The sequence below is a fragment of the Bradyrhizobium amphicarpaeae genome (assembly GCF_002266435.3).
In the GTDB taxonomy this organism is placed as follows: Bacteria; Pseudomonadota; Alphaproteobacteria; order Rhizobiales; family Xanthobacteraceae; genus Bradyrhizobium; species Bradyrhizobium amphicarpaeae.
Genome location: NZ_CP029426.2, coordinates 171,045 through 188,010, shown reverse-complemented (window position 1 = coordinate 188,010; position 16,966 = coordinate 171,045). Strand labels below are relative to the sequence as shown.

Below are 16,966 nucleotides of genomic sequence, written 5' to 3'. Positions count from 1 at the left end.
CGACGATGTCGCGCCGACCTTGCGAACAGCTTGAGGCTTTGGCGCCGCCTCCAAACAGGGTTGACGAGGTGTTAATGCTTCAGAGCGAGGCGGCCTGGAGCGGGAGCGGGCGATGGCCGCCATATTGACTACCATGAGCGCCGACGATCAGCGCCGCGGCCTCGCGCTGCGAGAACGACTTCGAGCGCACATAGATGCGGTAATCCGCCGGCCCTTCGGCGGAGAGATAGATCACCTGGCCGCCATCGACCGGCTGAGCGGCAATCGAGACGAGGCGCGTTGCAGGATTGGCCTGACAGGACTCCGGCTCGGAACCGGGACCGTCGTCGACCACGGCGAAATCCGCAGTGTCCGCATCGTCGGTGATCTGAACCCGCACCGTGGCGCGGGCGGGATCTTCGGTGAAGGCGACATGGACGCCGGCGGTCCAGAACAGGGAGGTGAGCTCGACCGAGGTTTCGCCGAGGGCGATGCACGGATGCGAGACCGATCCGATCTCCGCGCGGGCGAACACCGCAGCCGCCAACAAGGGAACAACCGAGGCCAGGACCTTTAAACGCAACATGACTCTACTCGCCGGGCCCGGTACGGGAACTCAGTGGGCCTTATGGTTTGCAGAGCGTAAAGGAAACTCGTTACCGCCGGGTTGATGCGTGGAATGATCAAGCCATCTGCCGCACATCCTCCGCGAGTGCGCGGTAGGACAGCGCTTCGGCCAGATGCAGCCGGCCGATCTTGTCGGCGCGATCGAGGTCGGCCAGCGTGCGCGCCACCCGCAGCACGCGGTGATAGCCGCGCGCCGACAGCCGCATGGTCTCGGCCGCGTCGCGCAGCAGTTTGGCGCCTTGCGCGTCCGGTTTTGCGACCTCCTCCAGCACGGAGGCCGGGGCTTCGGCATTGGTGCGAACCTTGGGCAGGCCGGCATCGGCATAACGCGCGAGCTGGATGTCGCGCGCCGCCGCGACGCGCGCGGCGACTTCGGCGGAGCCTTCCGCCGGTGGCGGCAGGATCAGATCCGCCGCGGTCACGGCGGGCACCTCGATGCGCAGATCGATGCGGTCCATCAGCGGGCCGGAGATGCGCGCCTGGTAGTCGCCGGTGCAGCGGTCGACGCGGCCGCGCTTGCAGGCATAGCCGGGCTCGTACGCGTTGCCGCAGCGGCACGGATTCATCGCCGCGACCAGCATGAAGCGCGCGGGGTAAGTGACGCGATGATTGGCGCGCGACACCGCGACCTCGCCGTTCTCAAGCGGCTGCCGCAGCGAATCCAGCACGCGCGGATCGAACTCCGGCAATTCGTCGAGAAACAGCACGCCCTGATGCGCCAGCGAGATCTCGCCGGGTTTTGCGCGCATGCCGCCGCCGGTGAGCGCGGCCATGCTCGCGGAATGATGCGGCGAGCGGAACGGCCGCCGCGCCGTCAGCGCGCCGTCCTTGATCTCGCCGGCGACCGAGGCGATCATCGAGACCTCGAGCAATTCGCCCGGTGACAACGGCGGCAGGATCGAGGGCAGGCGCGCCGCCAGCATCGACTTGCCGGCGCCGGGCGCCCCGATCATGAGCAGATGATGGCCGCCTGCGGCCGCGATCTCCAGCGCGCGCTTGGCGCTTTCCTGACCTTTGATGTCGCGCAAATCGAGCGTGGAGGCGGCGGGCTCATGCACCTTCGGTGACGGCCGCGACAGCACCTGCGTGCCCTTGAAGTGGTTGGCGATCTGGATCAGCGAGTGTGCGGCGATGATCTGGATGTCCGGGCTCGCCCACGCCGCTTCGGAACCGCACGAGACCGGGCAGATCAGCCCTTCCTCGCGCATATTGGCGCCGAACGCGGCGGGAAGAACGCCGGCCACGGGCGCGATCGAGCCGTCGAGACCGAGCTCGCCGAGCACGGTGAAGCCGGTCAGCGCATCCGGCGGGATCGCGCCGATCGCCGCCATCAGCCCGAGCGCGATCGGCAGGTCGTAATGGCTGCCTTCCTTCGGCAGGTCGGCCGGCGCCAGATTGACGATGATCCGCCGCGCCGGCAGCGCCAGCCCCGAGGCAATCAGCGCCGAGCGCACCCGCTCGCGCGCCTCCGACACCGCCTTGTCCGGCAGGCCGACGATCGCGAACGCCGGCAAACCGGGCGCGACCTGCACCTGCACGTCGACCGCACGGGCCTCGACCCCCTCAAAGGCGACGGTGGAAACCCGCTGAACCATGCTCAAACCAGCCTGCCCCTTTTGCACAATTAGGGGTAGCAGAGCCCGCCGCTCTCCGCAAGAACAATACGGGAACGATCCCGGACGGGGAGCGAACCCTAATCAATCGTAAACGCCACGCCGACACTACGCCTCGAATGCAACCGGCTCCGCTCAGCACATCCCAACAAATGTCGGCTATTCCTACGCTTGCGGGATGGGCCGTGGTCAACGGGTGAACAGTTCAAATGCTTGCAAATCGCCGGAGAAGCGAACGTCGGATGTGCAGCCGGCTCGCCAAGATCCATTTTGGCGCGGGCTCGCTGCCGCGGGACTGCACCATCACCGATATCTCGGATGGCGGCGTGAAAGTGGTGGCGGAATTCCTGGAGGTGCCGCCACAATTCACCATCATTTTCGCCCCCGACTATTCCCGCCAGTGCCGCCTGCGCTGGCGCATCGGCTGCGAATTCGGTGCCGAGTTCACCGACTGAGGTCTCGCGGGTCCTTAACGGGACTTTAGCGTTAATCGGTAAGCATCTCTGATCAGTTGCCGAGTGATCAGAGTATGTCCAAGCGTTCGCCCCTCGCCCCTCCCCCGGCGAGATTGCTGCTTCCCGCCCTTGTCGCGCTCGCGCTTGGCGGCTGCCAGACCGCGGGCATCGAGGATGTGACCGGCGCGCTCGGTGTCAGATCGGAAACGGCCGCCAAGGCCAACACCAAGGCCGATGCCAGGCCCGAACTGGACGCGTTGCGCGAGCGCTATCGCGCCAAGCCCAGTGATCCCAATATTGCGCTCGCCTACGGCAAGGCGCTGCGCGAGAGCGGCCAGCGCGCGCAGGCGGTTGCGGTCATGGAGCAGGCGGTGCTCGCCCATCCCAGCAACAAGGCGCTGCTCGCCGGCTATGGCCGCGCGCTCGCCGACAGCGGCAGTTTCCAGCAGGCCTTCGACGTCCTCAGCCGCGCGCATACGCCCGAGGATCCGGACTGGCGCATCCTGTCGGCGCAGGGTGCGGCGCTCGATCAGCTCGGCCGCAACGAGGAAGCGCAGCAATATTATGCCGCGGCATTGAAGATCGTGCCGGACGAGCCGGCCGTGCTGTCCAATCTCGGCCTGTCCTATATGCTGCAAAACAATCTGCCGAAGGCCGAACAGGTGCTAGGCCGTGCTTATCAGCGCAATCAGAACGATGCGCGGATCCGCGCCAATTTCGCGCTCGTGCTGGGATTGCAGGGCCGTGAGGCCGAGGCCGAAATCCTCGTGAAGGCAGATTTGCCGCCTGACCAGGCCGCGGCCAAGGTCGCGGCGCTGCGTCAGCTGCTGGCGAAGAAGCAGCAGCAGCGGGCGGACAAGTAATCCGCCCCGTTTGTGGACGCTTACGACGCCTTGCGATGCGGCGCGGAGTTGCGGCTTGACCTGCTCTTCAGCTTCTTCAGCAGCGGCCCGAACAGCGAGCGCTTCGGCTTCTTGACCTCGCCGCGGCCGGCGAGGCGGTTCGCCATGTTCTGGAACAGCTCGGTGGTGCGGTGGCCCTTGGAGACCTCCGCGATCATCTGGCCGTTATTGGCTGCGGTCGAGAACAGTTTCGAATCGAACGGGATCACCGCGATCGGCTGGCTTTCCATGGTCTTGGCGAACGACTTGACGTCGATCTCCGCGCGCTTGTGCATGCCGACCTGGTTGATGCAGTACAGCGGCGGCCGGTCGTTCGGCCGCGCCGCCTTCAGCACGCTCAGCATGTTCTTGGTGTTGCGCAGATTGGCGAGATCCGGCTCGGCCACGATGACGATGTCGTCGGCGTTCACCAGCGCGCGCCGGGTCCAGCCGGACCATTGGTGGGGAACGTCGAGCACGATGCAGGGCGTGGTCATGCGCAGCGTGTCGAATATGGCGTCGAACGCTTCGGCGCCGAAATCATAGACCCGGTCGAGCGTGGCGGGCGCTGCGAGCAGGCTGAGGCGCTCGGTGCATTTGGAGAGCAGGCGCTCCATCAGCGCGGTGTCCGGCCGGTCCTGCGACAGCACCGCGTTGGCGATGCCCTGAACCGGGTCCTGATTGTAGTCGAGGCCCGCGGTGCCGAAGGCGAGGTCGAGGTCGATCACGACGGAATCGAGCGCGAGGTCACGCGCGATGGTCCAGGCCAGATTGTGCGCGACGGTGGAGGCGCCGACGCCGCCCTTGGCGCCGACCACCGCGATGACGCGGCCGGTGATGATGGCCTCGGAGGCCGAGAACAGGCTGCAGATCGAGCGGACCACGTCGAGGGTTTCGACCGGTCCCACCACATAATCGTTGACGCCGCGGCGCACCAGCTCGCGATAGGGCGCGGTGTCGTTGGGATTGCCGATCACGACCACGCGGGTGCCGGGGTCGCAGACGCCGGCGAGGTCGTCGAGCCCCTCGAGGATGTCGCGGGTGCCGTCGGATTCGATCACGATCACGTTCGGCGTCGGCATCGTTTCATAGACTTCGATCGCCGCGGCAAGGCCGCCGTCCTTGGCGGTGAGGTGCGCCTTGGCCAGCCGGCGGTCCTGCCCCGCCGCGGTCACCGCGGCCAGGGTCTTCTCGGTTTCGCAGAACGCCTGCACCGAGATGCGGGGAACCGGCGCAATGTGTTCCTCGGGGTGGCCTGGATCGTCCGCTTCTTCGTCGTTGATAACGGTCATTTGCCTGTGTCGCTGAGCTTGGCCTTGTCGGCTTCGGAATTGGGAGTCGAGATCGCGGTGCCCTTGCGGTAGCGATCGAAGGCGATGTCGCGCCGCGCGGTATAGGCCGGCGTTTCGGATCGCGGCTGCTCGAGGTCGGCCGGATTGTCGATCATCGCGGCGAGATTGCGCTGGCTGGCGCAGCCGAGATTGAAGTAGGGGCGGTTCTCGTTGTAGCCGGGATCGAGGATCGAGGGGCCGAGGTCTTCCGGCCACAGTCCGCAGGGGCCGGCGACCGCGGCCATCTTCGAATAGCTCAGGCGGATGGTGGGCAGCAGCCCGGGATCCTCGGGGCGATAGGGATGCTGGACGATGGCGCGCGACGGCACGCCGCCGGATGCGAGCACGGAACGGATTTCCTGATAGGTCGCGGCCGCCGCGCGCGAATTCGCGCTGTCGACGGGAACGTCGACGACGACCGAGCCGGTGCCCTCGCGCACCCAGTCCCGGGCGACGCCCGCGACGTCCGAATGCTGCGCGGGCGACAGGCCGCCCCTCGCCTTGCCGACGAAGATCACGATCGACTTCTTGCCTTCCTGCACCGCGATCGGGTGGCGCTGGCGATAGTCGGTCGGCACCGTCTGGGTGACGATCTCACCGGTGGTGTTGCAGGCGCCCAGCATGACGGAGAGCCCCGTCAGTGCCAGCGCGACCTGCAGCTTGCGACGTCGATCGGCTGATGTTGTCGTCATCGCCTGGTCCCCTCTTGCCCGATTCCCGTTCCCCGGCCGTCCGTTCGCCTCAGTCGATGATGAAGCCGAAATCGCCCGGCGTGCCGGCGATCGGATCGACGCGGCGCGCGACGCCATAGAGGCGGTTCATGCGGCCGAGCAGTGCGGTCTGCGCGTCCGAGGCCGGCGCGAAGCCGTCGTCGGGCCGCGCCAATTCTTTCTGGGCGACCGCGCGCACCACATAGGGCGTCACGATCACCATCAGTTCGGTCTCGTTGTTGACGAAGTCCTGGCTGCGGAACAGCGCGCCGATGATCGGCACCTGGTCGATGCCGGGAAGGCCGTTGATCGCCTGCTTGGTCTGCTGCTGGATCAGGCCGGCCATCGCCATCGAGCCGCCGGAGGGAATCTCCAGCGTCGTCTCGGCGCGGCGGGTCTGGATCGAGGGGATGGTGATCGAGTTGCTCGAGGTCGAGGACACCGCCTGCGTCAAGGTGATCGAATTCGTATTCGACAGCTCCGAGACCTCGGTCATCACGCGCAGGCTGATGCGGCCTTCGCTGAGCACGACCGGGGTGAAGTTCAGCGAGATGCCGAACTTCTTGTAGGTGATCTGGGTGGTACAGACGTGGGTGACGGGATCGCAGGAATAGCCTGCCGGAATCGGGAATTCGCCGCCGGCGATGAAGGTGGCGGATTCGCCCGAGATCGCGGTCAGGCTCGGTTCGGCGAGCGTGCGCATGACGCCGGCGCTTTCCATCGCGCGCATGGTCGCGTTGACGGTGGCGACGCCCTTGGTGATGCCGCCGAGGCCGAGCCCGTTGCTGCCGACGATCGGCCCGCCCGAGACCGAGAACGGGTTGGAATTGTTGAAATTCACCACCGCGGTGCCGGCGTTCAGGCTGGCGCTGAGATCGACGCCGAGCTGCTTGACGATGTCGCGGCGCACTTCGCCGACGACGACCTTGAGCATCACCTGGTCGCGGCCGCGCACGACGATGTTGTTGACGACCTTGTCCGAACCGCCGACCAGTTTTGCGGCGACGTCGCCGGCCTGCTGGGCCTCGACCGGGCTCGACACCGATCCGGTCAGCATCACGCTGTCGCCGACGCCTTCGATCTGAACGCCCGGCAGCGACTGGCGCAGGGCCGCGCGCATGCCGTTGAGGTCGCGCTTCACTGCGATGTCATAGGCGGCGACCTGCTGGCCGTCTGCGGTGAAGAAAACGACGTTGGTCTGGCCGACCTGACCGCCGATGATATAGGCGCGCTGCGCCGAGCGGATGACTGCATTGGCGATCTTGGGATCTGCCACCAGCACGTCCTTGACCTCGCGCGGCAGGTCGATGACGACGGATTTGCCGACGCCAAGCGAGAGAAAACGAGTCCTCGCCGGTGCGATGGTCGCGACCGACGACACGCCGAGATCCGGTGCCTGCATCGGCGCCTGGTCGCCCACCGGCGCATCCGCGGCGCTGACGAGGTCGGGGGCTGCGAGCAGCCCTAGCAACAGCATCGTCCTCGTCCAGAACGAGCGCGTGCGCTTCCCCCGAAGGCGCAGGCCGGTCCGATCTTCCCCGTCGTTCATTGTATCCCCATCATCACTTCTGTGACGTCAGTTGCCTTGCCTGCACGCCATAACGGATTACGTTCACGCCGCCGCCCGAGCGCTTCGCCGCCAAATCTTCGGCCGAGAGCTCGATCGCGTTGGCGTCGGCGATGCTGCGCAGCGCGAGCGTGAGTGTGCCGGCCTGGCGGCCGACCGAGAGCGTGGCGACCTGTTCCGGCTTGAGTTCGAGCGTGACGGTCTTGCCGACGACGGCGTTCTGGCCGTCTTTCTCCTTTGGCGCCTGATCGATCGCGAGCACGCGGATATTGGTCAGGAGGACCTCGGACAGGACGAGGTCGTTGCCGCCGGTCGGACCATTATTGTTGTTGGCGCCGTCGGGGTTCTTCAGGCGGCGGGTCAGGACGATGTCGACGCGGTCATTCGGAAGGATGAAGCCGCCGGCGGCGGTCTCGGCTGAAATCTCGGTGGAAACGGCGCGCATCCCGGCGGGCAGGATCGCAGCCATGAAGCCGGAGCCGTCGGCCTTGACCAGCTTCTGCTCGCGGATCGGCTCGCCCTGCATCAGGGGCACGCGGGCGATCGAGCCGGCGATCTGGCTCTGCGCCTCGGGCCTGCTGTCGCGGCGGATGAAGGCGCTGCTCGCGGTCGCTGCCGGCCAGGCTTGCCATTGCAGGTCCTCGGGCTTCACGGCCTGCCCGAGCCCGATGTCGGACTTGGCGACGAGCACTTCGACGGTCGGCAGCTTCTCGGCGACAGGCAGGACGGGTGCGGGCTTGTTGTCGAAGCCGCTCGCCAGATAGGCCGCGACGCCGCCGGCGCCCAGCGCGATGACGAGAACGACGATGCGTGCGGTGTTCATACGCTTTACTCATACGCGGGGCACTCGAACCGCACTTGGCGTGTTCCCCCGTGTCGATGAGTAGGGAGTAAAAGTATAAGGGGTGTTGCGAGGCGGAACGCGCCGGCCGGCTGCGATGCTGGTTCTCGGCAGATGGTGAACGAGGCGTTATTGTCTCGGCCAGCGGCCCCGTAGATTCACGCGGGCCGGCTCCTGCGATCGAATGAAGCGCCGGGCGTCATGGTGAATGGGTGGTTAGTGATGTGAAGACCAGCCGTCACGGCGAAGAAACCGAAGCAACGACGGTGGCGATCCGTCATCCTGAGGTGTGAGCCTTGCGATGCAACGCATCGCAAGGCGAGCCTCGAAGGATGGACGCCCCAATGGGGCAGCAGCCGGGCTGTCGTCCTTCGAGGGCCGCTGAAGAAGCGGCCACCTCAGGACGACGGCGACAGATTGGTGGCGGCGGGCCCTAAAGTTCCTACTTCGCCCGCTTCTGCTCGATCACGTCCCAGACCTTCGCCGCAACATCAGGCCCGCCGAGGCGCGCGATGGCGCGGATGCCGGTCGGCGAGGTCACGTTGATCTCGGTGAGGTTGCCGTTGATGACGTCGATGCCGACGAACAGCAGGCCGCGCTCGCGCAGCGCCGGGCCTACGGTGGCACAGATTTCGCGCTCGCGCGGGGTGAGCTCGGTCTCCTGCGCCGCGCCGCCGCGCACCATGTTGGAGCGAAGATCGTCGGCGGCGGGCACGCGGTTGACCGCGCCGGCGAACTCGCCGTTGACCAGGATGATGCGCTTGTCGCCGTGCCTCACCTCGGGGATGAATTGCTGGATCACCCACGCTTCCTTGAACGTCACCGAGAACATGTCGTAGAGCGAGCCGAAATTCATGTCCTGCGGCATCACGCGGAACACCGCCGCGCCGCCATGGCCGTGCAGCGGCTTCATCACGACGGCACCGTGCTTGTCGCGGAAGGCGTTGATCTCGTCGAGGTCGCGCGAGATCAGGGTCGGCGGCATCAGTTGCGGAAAGTTCATTACGAACAGCTTTTCCGGCGCGTTGCGCACCGAGGCGGGATCGTTGACCACCAGCGTCTTCGGATGGATGCGCTCCAGAAGATGCGTCGAGGTGATGTAGGCGAGGTCGAACGGCGGGTCCTGGCGCAGCAGCACCACGTCAAAGCCGTTCAGCGCCTCGCGCCTGGACTCGCCGAGCGTGAAGTGGTTGCCGGGCTCGTCGCGCACCGTCAGGAGCTGAACCGGAGCGACGATCTCCTCGCCGACCATCGAGAGCTTGTCGGGCGTGTAATAAGACAGGCCATGGCCGCGCTTCTGCGCCTCCAGCAGCAGCGCGAAGGTGGAATCGCCCTTGATGTTGATGCGGGCGATGGGGTCCATCTGGACGGCGACGTTCAGTTTCATGGTCTGCCTTTCAGGTCGAGGCGTCGAATGCCGCCAACACATGGCGCGGAAGTCGCTTCGGCGCAATCAGCATGGCGTCGAATCGCAATTCGAATTCGGCATGCTCGGGATGCGCGGCGAGCCAGCCTTGCGCGGCGTCGATGATGCGCTGCTGCTGGCGCGGCGTCACGGCGAAGGCGGCGTCATCCAGCGTGGCCCGCGCCTTGACCTCGACGAAGGCGATCAGATTGCGGCGGCGCGCCACGATGTCGATCTCGCCATGCGGGGTGCGGTAGCGCCTGGCGAGGATGCGGTAGCCCTTGGCCATCAGATAGGCGGCTGCGCGACTCTCCGCGGAGATGCCGGTGTGGAACGCGGCGACACGCTCGGGCGAGGCGACCTTCGGTTCCGCCGGCACCTCAATCTTCGCCATCGCCGTCCCTCAGGTCCTTGGCGAGCTCCAGCGCGCGGGCATAGACCTCGCGGCGCGGCCGGCCCGAGAGCGCGACCGCATGCGCCACGGCATCCTTGACGCTGTGCGCGGCAAGCTGCTCGCGCAACAGATCGTCCAGCGCGTCCGATGTCAGCATCTCGGCGTCATCAGCCGGCGGAGCGATCACCAGCACGAACTCGCCGCGCGTCTCCAGCGCATCGGCCTCGCGCGCCAGCTGGCTCAACGGTGCGCGCGAGATCTGCTCGTGCAGCTTGGTCAGCTCGCGGCAGATCGCGGCCTCGCGCGTGCCCATGATCTCGGCGAGCTCTGCGAGCGTGTCCTGCACGCGGTTGCCGGACTCGAACATCACCAGCGTGGCGTCGATGCGCGCAAGTTCCGTCAAGCGCGCCTTTCGTGCGGCTGACTTCGCCGGCAGGAAGCCTTCGAAGAAAAAGCGGTCGGTCGGCAGCGCCGCGACCGCCAGCGCCGCCAGCACCGAGGACGGGCCGGGCAGGGCATACACCGCATGGCCGGCGGCGCAGACCTCGCGCACCAGCTTGAAGCCGGGATCGGAGATGAGCGGCGTGCCGGCGTCGGAGACCAGTGCGATCGAGCCGCCCTGCCCCAGCGCCTCCAGGATTTTCGGGCGCGCTGCTTCCGCATTGTGCTCGTGATATTGCTTGAGCTGCGCCGCGATGGCGTAGCGCTCGGTCAGACGCCGGGTGATGCGGGTATCCTCGCAGGCGATGACGTCGACGCCCGCGAGGGTCTGGAGCGCCCGCAGCGTGATGTCGCCGAGATTGCCGATGGGGGTTGCGACCAGATGCAGCCCCGGTGCCGCCTTCGGCGCCGCTAGACGATGGGCATCGATGGAGAAGCCGCGCGAGGCGGCGTCTTGAGCTTCAGGCGTATTTATCGGGGCCGGCTTTGCGCGCATAATGAAGCCAACTTAGGCACGATCCGTAGGGCTGGGAACCGGCTCGCCGAAAAAGATCGTGCCCAAAGATCGTACCGAGGTGAGGGGCGAGGAACGGACGGGAATGTGATCGATCCAGGATCACGTCGAGAGGCAGTGAGGGCTCTCGCGCCATATTCGCGACCGAAACGCCGCCTTGATGCTGAATGAGCGAGGGCAAACAGCTGCTGGAACCGGAAAGCGGCCGCGTTAATCGGCTATTATCCTTTTGTTTCGGTTAACTATTTGCCGACAATATGCCTGAATCCGCGGCTTGTGTCGTGGAACGAGTATCATGACCGGCCGGCGCCGGCGGGTCAGAAGAGAAGCTGCCATGGTGGGCCCGCGTTATCCAAAATCTCCCATTCCGGGGTCCCTGATGTCAGGGGCGACCCGCCGGAGCGCGCTCGGCCTGCTGCTCGGCGCGCCCCTGCTGTCGGCCTGCGCCGGCGTGCAGCAGAGTCTGAGCCAGTTTTCCAGCCCGTTCTCGAGCTCGACGCCGCCGGCCCAGCCGGCGGGTCCCCCGCAGCAGGCGACGACCGCAGGTACCGGAGGTGTGAAGGTCGCCGTGATCCTGCCGCTCTCGGCCGCCGGCAATGCCGGCCTGGCCGCGCAATCCATGCGCAACGCCGCCGAGATGGCGCTGGCGGAGTTTCAGAACCCGAACATCCAGCTGCTGATCAAGGACGACAATGGCAGCCCGCAAGGCGCGCAGGCGGCCGCGCAGCAGGCCGTCGACGAAGGCGCCGAGATCATTCTGGGACCACTGTTCGCGCAATCGGTGCCGGCGGTGGCGCAAGTCGCGCGCACGCGCGGCATTTCGGTGATCGCGTTCTCGACCGATTCGAGCATCTCCGGCCGCGGCGTCTATCTGCTGTCCTTCCTGCCGGAGTCCGACGTCAACCGCATCGTCGAATATTCCGCCAGCATCGGAAAGCGCTCCGTCGCCGTGCTGGTGCCCGAGAATGCCTATGGCAATGTCGTCGAGGCCGCCGTGAAGGCCGCGGTGCCGCGGCGCGGCGGGCGCATCGTCGCCTTCGAGAAATACGGCGCCGATCGCGCCACGCCGGCGCGCACCGTGGCGCAGCAGCTCGGCAGCGCGGACGCGCTGCTCATCGCCGATGACGGCGACGCCGTGGTGTCGGTCGCCGATGCAATGACAGCCGCAGGCGCGAATCTGCGCAACATCCAGCTGCTCGGCACTGGCCTGTGGGACAATCCGCGGGTCTATGCCAATGCCAGCCTGCAGGGCGGCCTCTACGCCGCGCCCGATCCAGCCGGTTTTCGCGCGTTCTCCGGCCGCTATCGCACCAAATATGGCGCGGAGCCGATTCGCACCGCGACGCTGGCCTATGACGCGGTCGCGCTCGTCGCCGCGCTGGCGCGTACGCAAGGCACCACGCGCTTCTCGCCGGACGTGCTCACCAATCCGTCGGGCTTCGCCGGCATCGACGGCCTGTTCCGCTTCCGCGCCGACGGAACCAATGAGCGCGGACTTGCGGTGATGAAGGTGACGCAAGGTGGCGGCGTCGCGGTCGCGGGCTCGCCGAAGAGTTTTGGGGCTTAATCCGGACGACGGTGCGGAAGGGTGGGCAAAGGCGCTCTTGCGCCGTGCCCACGATCTCTTTCGATAGAAAAATGCGTGGGCACGCTTCGCTTTGCCCACCCTACGACAGCTGCTTACGCCGCCAGATCCGCGACCACCGCATCGAGCACCGGAAATCCGCTGCTGGTCACGCGCAGGCGGCCCGTCGCATCGACCGTGATGGCGCCTTCCTCGCGCAGCAGCGCGATGCGCTTGGGGTCGAGCGGGCGGCCGGAGAGAGCCTTGTAGCGCTCGGGGTCGATGCCCTCGGCCAAACGCAATCCCATCAACAAGAATTCGTCGGCGCGCTCTTCGCTGTTGAGGAGATCGTCGGTGACGACACCATGGCCGTTGGTCTCGACCCGCATCAGCCAGGCCTCGGGACGCTTCTCGGTGGCGATGGCGTGCCTGATGCCGTCGATGTCGAGCCGGCCATGGGCGCCCGGGCCGATGCCGGCATATTCCTCGCCGCGCCAATAGACCAGATTGTGCCGGCACTCGGCGCCGCGCCGCGCGTGATTGGAGATCTCGTAGGCTGGCAGCCCGAGCTTGTCGCAGGTTTCCTGCGTGACGTCGTAGAGCGCGCGCGCGACCGCTTCGTCCGGCGTCTTCAGCTTGCCGGCCTGGTGCAGGCCGAAGAACGGCGTGCCTTCCTCGATCGTCAATTGATAGAGCGACAGATGCTCGGCCGCCTCGTCAATCGCGAGACGAAGTTCATCGGCCCACATCGCCGGCGTCTGGTCGGGACGGGCGTAGATCAGGTCGAACGAATAGCGGTCGAACGAGCGGCGCGCGATCGCGACAGCGTCGAGCGCCTCGCGCGCACTGTGCATGCGGCCGAGCGCCTTCAGCGAGGCATCGTCGAGCGCCTGCACGCCGAGCGAGACGCGGTTGACGCCGGCTGCGCGATAGCCGGCAAAGCGCGTGGCTTCGACGCTGGTCGGATTCGCCTCAAGCGTCACTTCGACGTCGCCGGCGACGGTCCAGTGCTTGCCGATGGCATCGAGCACCGCGCCGACGGTTGAAGGCTGCATCAGCGACGGCGTGCCGCCGCCGAGGAAGATCGAGCTGACCTCACGGCCCGGCGCGCGCTGCGCGGTGGTTTCGATCTCGCGCGCGAAGGCGGAGGCGAAGCGCGCCTCGTCGATCGCGGCGTGGCGGACGTGGCTGTTGAAATCGCAATAGGGGCACTTTGACAGGCAGAACGGCCAGTGCACATAGACGCCGAAAGCTTTGTTAGCGCGGCTCAAGGCAGATCTCCGCCAGTTTCACGAAGGCGCGGGCGCGGTGCGAGAGGCCGAGGCCGAGCGGGGGCAGGCCGTGCTTCTCGATGCTTTCCATCTCGCCGAAGGTACGGTTGTGGCCGTCGGGCAAAAACATCGGGTCATAGCCGAAGCCGGCGGTACCGCGTGGCGGCCAGACCAGCGTGCCGTCGACGCGCGCCTCGACCTCCTCGAGATGATCGTCGGGCCAGGCAACGCAGAGCGCGGAGACGAAATGCGCCTTGCGCTTGTCCTGTGTGGTCGCGCCGCGCTCCTGCAGCAGGCGCTCGATCTGCGCCATCGCCGCGTTGAAATCCTTGGTCGGGCCGGCCCAGCGCGCGCTGTAGATTCCGGGCGCGCCGTCGAGCGCGTCGACCACAATTCCGGAATCATCGGCGAAGGCGGGAAGCCCGGTCGCCTGCGCCGCCGCGATCGCCTTGATCGCGGCATTGCTGCGGAAATCGTTGCCGGTCTCGTCGGGCTCGCCGAGGCCGAGTTCACCGGCGGACACCGCCTCGATGCCGTAAGGCGCGAGCAGCTCCTTCATCTCGGCGAGCTTGCCGGGATTGTGGGTGGCGATGACCAGCTTTCCGGTGATTCGGCGGTGCATGGGCCTATTGACTACGCGACAGCCAGTTTCTGCAAGTCCACGAGACGCGCGATGCCCTTCTGGGCCAGCGCCATCAGCGCCAGGAACTCGTCCTGCGTGAACGGCTCGCGTTCCGCCGTGCCCTGCACCTCGATGATGCGGCCATCGCCGGTCATGACGAAATTGGCGTCGGTCTGGGCTTCCGAATCCTCGGCGTAGTCGAGATCGAGCACCGGCGCGCCGTTGTAGATGCCGCAGGAGATCGCGGCGACGTTGTCGCGCATCACGTTGGCCTTGATCATGTTGCGCGCCTTCATCCAGCTGATGCAATCGGCGAGCGCGACCCAGGCGCCTGTGATCGAGGCCGTACGCGTGCCGCCGTCGGCCTGGAGCACGTCGCAATCGACCGTGATCTGGCGCTCACCGAGCGCTTCGAGATCGACGATGGTACGCAGCGAGCGGCCGATCAGGCGCTGGATCTCGACGGTGCGGCCGCTTTGCTTGCCGGCGGCGGCCTCGCGCCGGGTGCGTTCGGAGGTCGCGCGCGGCAGCATGCCGTACTCTGCGGTCACCCAGCCGCGGCCCTGGCCCTTCAGCCACGGCGGCAGGCGATCTTCCAGCGTGGCGGTGACCAGCACATGGGTGTCGCCGAATTTCACCAGGCAGGAGCCTTCCGCGTATTTGACCACGCCGCGCTCCAGCGTCACGGGGCGCAATTCGTCGGGCGCACGGCGGCTTGGCCGCATGGGAAATCCTCCAAAACTCGCAGGTAAGGGCTGTTCGCGGTGCTTGTAGGTGGGGTGAGGGTATGCGGCAAGGGGAAAGGACAAGGCTTTTTCGCCCCTGGTTTTCCGCCCTGCAAACGCGGCGCTTGTCAGAACCCTCCCGGATGGACAAATTACGTGCGTCTGACAGGAGTTACCGTCTGTGGCCCATCACGATCCGATCCATCTGATCGCGCCGCGCGCGGGCCTCGCTCAGCTCAACGAGCGTTCTCGCGACATCTTTCGTCAAATTGTCGAAAGTTATCTCGCGACCGGTGAGCCCGTGGGCTCGCGCAATATTTCGCGCCTGATCGCCATGCCGCTGTCGCCGGCCTCGGTCCGCAACGTCATGGCCGATCTGGAACAGCTCGGCCTGATCTATGCGCCGCACACCTCCGCCGGCCGGCTGCCGACGGAACTCGGCCTGCGCTTCTTCGTCGATGCCCTGATGCAGGTCGGCGACCTCAACGAGGCCGAGCGGCAGTCGATCCAGAGCCAGCTCACCTCCGTCGGCCAGGCGCACTCGGTCGAGGCGGCGCTGGACCAGGCGCTGACGCGGCTCTCGGGCTTGACCCGCGCCGCCGCGGTGGTGCTGACACCGAAATCCAATGCGCGGCTGAAGCACATCGAATTCGTGCGCCTGGAACCGGAAAAGGCGTTGGTGATCCTGGTCGGCGAGGATGGCCAGGTCGAAAACCGCGTGCTGTCGCTGCCCCCTGGAGTTCCCTCCTCGGCGATCACCGAGGCCGGCAATTTCCTCAATGCGCGCATCCGCGGCCGTACCCTGGCCGAGGCCAGGCTCGAGCTCGAGACGGCGCTTGGAGAGGCCCGCGCCGAGCTCGACCAGCTGGCACAGAAGGTGATTTCCGCCGGCATCGCCAGCTGGTCCGGCGGCGAGAACGAGGACCGCCAGCTCATCGTCCGCGGCCACGCCAATCTGCTCGAGGATCTGCATGCGCTGGAGGATCTGGAGCGGGTCCGGCTCTTGTTCGACGATCTCGAGACCAAGCGCGGCGTGATCGACCTGCTGGGACGCGCCGAGACCGCCGAGGGCGTGCGCATCTTCATCGGCAGCGAAAACAAGCTGTTTTCGCTGTCGGGGTCCTCCACCATCATCTCGCCCTATCGGGATGCCGCCGGCCATATCGTCGGCGTTTTGGGCGTGATCGGGCCGACGCGGCTGAATTATGCCCGCGTGATCCCGACCGTGGACTACGCCGCCCGCATCGTCAGTCGCCTGCTGGGAGGCTGACCGGCGGTTGATCCGATCACGGGCGCTTGATTTTCGTCGGCTTAGGCACGATATCCGGGCCAACAATCCCTGCAAACGAGTTCGAGATTACAGCCGATGACCGATCGAGACCGGCAACCCGACGATATGACCCCGCCGACCGGCGAGCCCGTGGTGTCGAAACCCTACATCATGCCCGACGATCCCGAGCCCGGCTCAGTCGAAACGTTGCAGAAGGAAGCCGCCGAGGCGCGTGACCGCATGCTGCGGACGCTGGCCGAGATGGAGAATCTGCGCAAGCGCACCACCAAGGAGGTCGCCGACGCCCGCCTCTACGGCATCACCGGCTTTGCCCGCGACGTGCTCGACATCGCCGACAATCTCCAGCGCGCGCTCGATGCCGTTCCGCCCGAGGCGCGCGCCACGGCCGATCCCGGCCTGACCGCGCTGATCGAGGGTGTCGAGCTCACCGAGCGCTCGCTGCACAGCGCGCTGGAAAAGCACGGCGTGAAGAAGCTGGATCCGCAGGGCCAGAAGTTCGACCCGAACTTCCACCAGGCGATGTACGAGGTGCCTGATGCGTCGGTGCCGTCAGGCACCGTGGTGCAGGTCATGCAGGCCGGCTACACGATCGGCGAGCGCGTGTTGCGCCCGGCCCTGGTCGGCGTCGCCAAGGGCGGCGCGAAGCCCGCGCCGGCCGCGAACAGCAACGAGTCGAGCGGCGCTGCCAACTGAATTTGGTGTCATTCCGGGCTCGCGCTGACGCGCGCCCCGGAA

17 protein-coding genes are annotated in these 16,966 nt (G+C 66.7%); 5 read left to right on the top strand and 12 right to left on the bottom strand.

Annotated features, from left to right (window positions below):
* Positions 1-79: 79 nt before the first annotated feature.
* Positions 80-565, bottom strand: coding sequence for a hypothetical protein (locus CIT40_RS00890; protein ID WP_094894089.1), 486 nt, complete (start codon positions 563-565; stop codon positions 80-82).
* Between the two features lie 97 nt (positions 566-662).
* Positions 663-2,201, bottom strand: a complete 1,539-nt coding sequence (locus tag CIT40_RS00885; protein WP_094894090.1) for a YifB family Mg chelatase-like AAA ATPase — start codon at positions 2,199-2,201, stop codon at positions 663-665.
* Positions 2,202-2,428: 227 nt separating this feature from the next.
* Between CIT40_RS00885 and CIT40_RS00880 the strand changes: the two genes are divergently transcribed.
* Together CIT40_RS00880 and CIT40_RS00875 are read left to right on the top strand one after the other, a co-directional pair.
* On the top strand, positions 2,429-2,674 hold the full coding sequence (locus CIT40_RS00880; RefSeq protein WP_091965316.1) for a PilZ domain-containing protein: 246 nt from the start codon (positions 2,429-2,431) through the stop codon (positions 2,672-2,674).
* A gap of 74 nt (positions 2,675-2,748) precedes the next feature.
* Complete coding sequence (locus CIT40_RS00875) at positions 2,749-3,537, top strand: tetratricopeptide repeat protein (protein WP_094894091.1); 789 nt, start codon at positions 2,749-2,751, stop codon at positions 3,535-3,537.
* Positions 3,538-3,557: 20 nt separating this feature from the next.
* On the opposite strand, the gene CIT40_RS00870 is transcribed toward CIT40_RS00875, so the two are convergent.
* The 7 genes from CIT40_RS00870 to rsmI all read right to left on the bottom strand — a co-directional run bounded on the left by CIT40_RS00870 (position 3,558) and on the right by rsmI (position 10,740).
* Positions 3,558-4,847 (bottom strand): CpaE/TadZ family protein, encoded by a 1,290-nt coding sequence (locus CIT40_RS00870; RefSeq protein ID WP_094894092.1) that lies wholly within the window; start codon positions 4,845-4,847, stop codon positions 3,558-3,560.
* Positions 4,844-5,578, bottom strand: coding sequence for a CpaD family pilus assembly protein (locus CIT40_RS00865; protein WP_094894093.1), 735 nt, complete (start codon positions 5,576-5,578; stop codon positions 4,844-4,846). The genes CIT40_RS00870 and CIT40_RS00865 overlap by 4 nt, the downstream gene beginning before the upstream one ends.
* Positions 5,579-5,627: 49 nt before the next feature.
* Entirely contained in the window at positions 5,628-7,145 is a 1,518-nt protein-coding gene (locus CIT40_RS00860) for a type II and III secretion system protein family protein (protein WP_094894094.1), read from the bottom strand.
* 13 nt (positions 7,146-7,158) lie between these two features.
* Entirely contained in the window at positions 7,159-7,986 is an 828-nt protein-coding gene (cpaB, locus tag CIT40_RS00855) for a Flp pilus assembly protein CpaB (protein WP_094894095.1), read from the bottom strand.
* Between the two features lie 460 nt (positions 7,987-8,446).
* Positions 8,447-9,391, bottom strand: coding sequence for a glutathione synthase (gene gshB, locus CIT40_RS00850; RefSeq protein WP_094894096.1), 945 nt, complete (start codon positions 9,389-9,391; stop codon positions 8,447-8,449).
* 10 nt (positions 9,392-9,401) lie between these two features.
* Complete coding sequence (locus CIT40_RS00845) at positions 9,402-9,803, bottom strand: YraN family protein (protein ID WP_094894097.1); 402 nt, start codon at positions 9,801-9,803, stop codon at positions 9,402-9,404.
* On the bottom strand, positions 9,790-10,740 hold the full coding sequence (rsmI, locus tag CIT40_RS00840; protein WP_094894098.1) for a 16S rRNA (cytidine(1402)-2'-O)-methyltransferase: 951 nt from the start codon (positions 10,738-10,740) through the stop codon (positions 9,790-9,792). The genes CIT40_RS00845 and rsmI overlap by 14 nt, the downstream gene beginning before the upstream one ends.
* Positions 10,741-11,092: 352 nt before the next feature.
* Here rsmI and CIT40_RS00835 point away from each other — a divergent pair, with 352 nt between their 5' ends.
* Positions 11,093-12,325, top strand: a complete 1,233-nt coding sequence (locus tag CIT40_RS00835; RefSeq protein WP_193550896.1) for a penicillin-binding protein activator — start codon at positions 11,093-11,095, stop codon at positions 12,323-12,325.
* Positions 12,326-12,438: 113 nt separating this feature from the next.
* Here CIT40_RS00835 and hemW read toward each other — a convergent pair whose 3' ends face one another.
* The 3 genes from hemW to rph are packed head-to-tail and all read right to left on the bottom strand — an operon-like array spanning position 12,439 to position 14,940.
* Positions 12,439-13,593 (bottom strand): radical SAM family heme chaperone HemW, encoded by a 1,155-nt coding sequence (gene hemW, locus CIT40_RS00830; protein ID WP_094894100.1) that lies wholly within the window; start codon positions 13,591-13,593, stop codon positions 12,439-12,441.
* Positions 13,580-14,215 carry an RdgB/HAM1 family non-canonical purine NTP pyrophosphatase gene (gene rdgB / locus CIT40_RS00825; RefSeq protein ID WP_094894101.1) on the bottom strand — a complete coding sequence of 212 codons (636 nt, stop codon included), beginning with the start codon at positions 14,213-14,215 and terminating at the stop codon, positions 13,580-13,582. The genes hemW and rdgB overlap by 14 nt, the downstream gene beginning before the upstream one ends.
* A gap of 11 nt (positions 14,216-14,226) precedes the next feature.
* Positions 14,227-14,940: a ribonuclease PH gene (gene rph, locus CIT40_RS00820; RefSeq protein ID WP_094894102.1), complete on the bottom strand. Its 714-nt coding sequence runs from the start codon at positions 14,938-14,940 to the stop codon at positions 14,227-14,229.
* Positions 14,941-15,121: 181 nt separating this feature from the next.
* On the opposite strand from rph, the gene hrcA reads away from it, so the two are divergent.
* Entirely contained in the window at positions 15,122-16,210 is a 1,089-nt protein-coding gene (gene hrcA / locus CIT40_RS00815) for a heat-inducible transcriptional repressor HrcA (RefSeq protein ID WP_094894103.1), read from the top strand.
* A gap of 96 nt (positions 16,211-16,306) precedes the next feature.
* Entirely contained in the window at positions 16,307-16,924 is a 618-nt protein-coding gene (gene grpE / locus CIT40_RS00810) for a nucleotide exchange factor GrpE (protein WP_094894104.1), read from the top strand.
* Positions 16,925-16,966 lie beyond the last annotated feature (42 nt).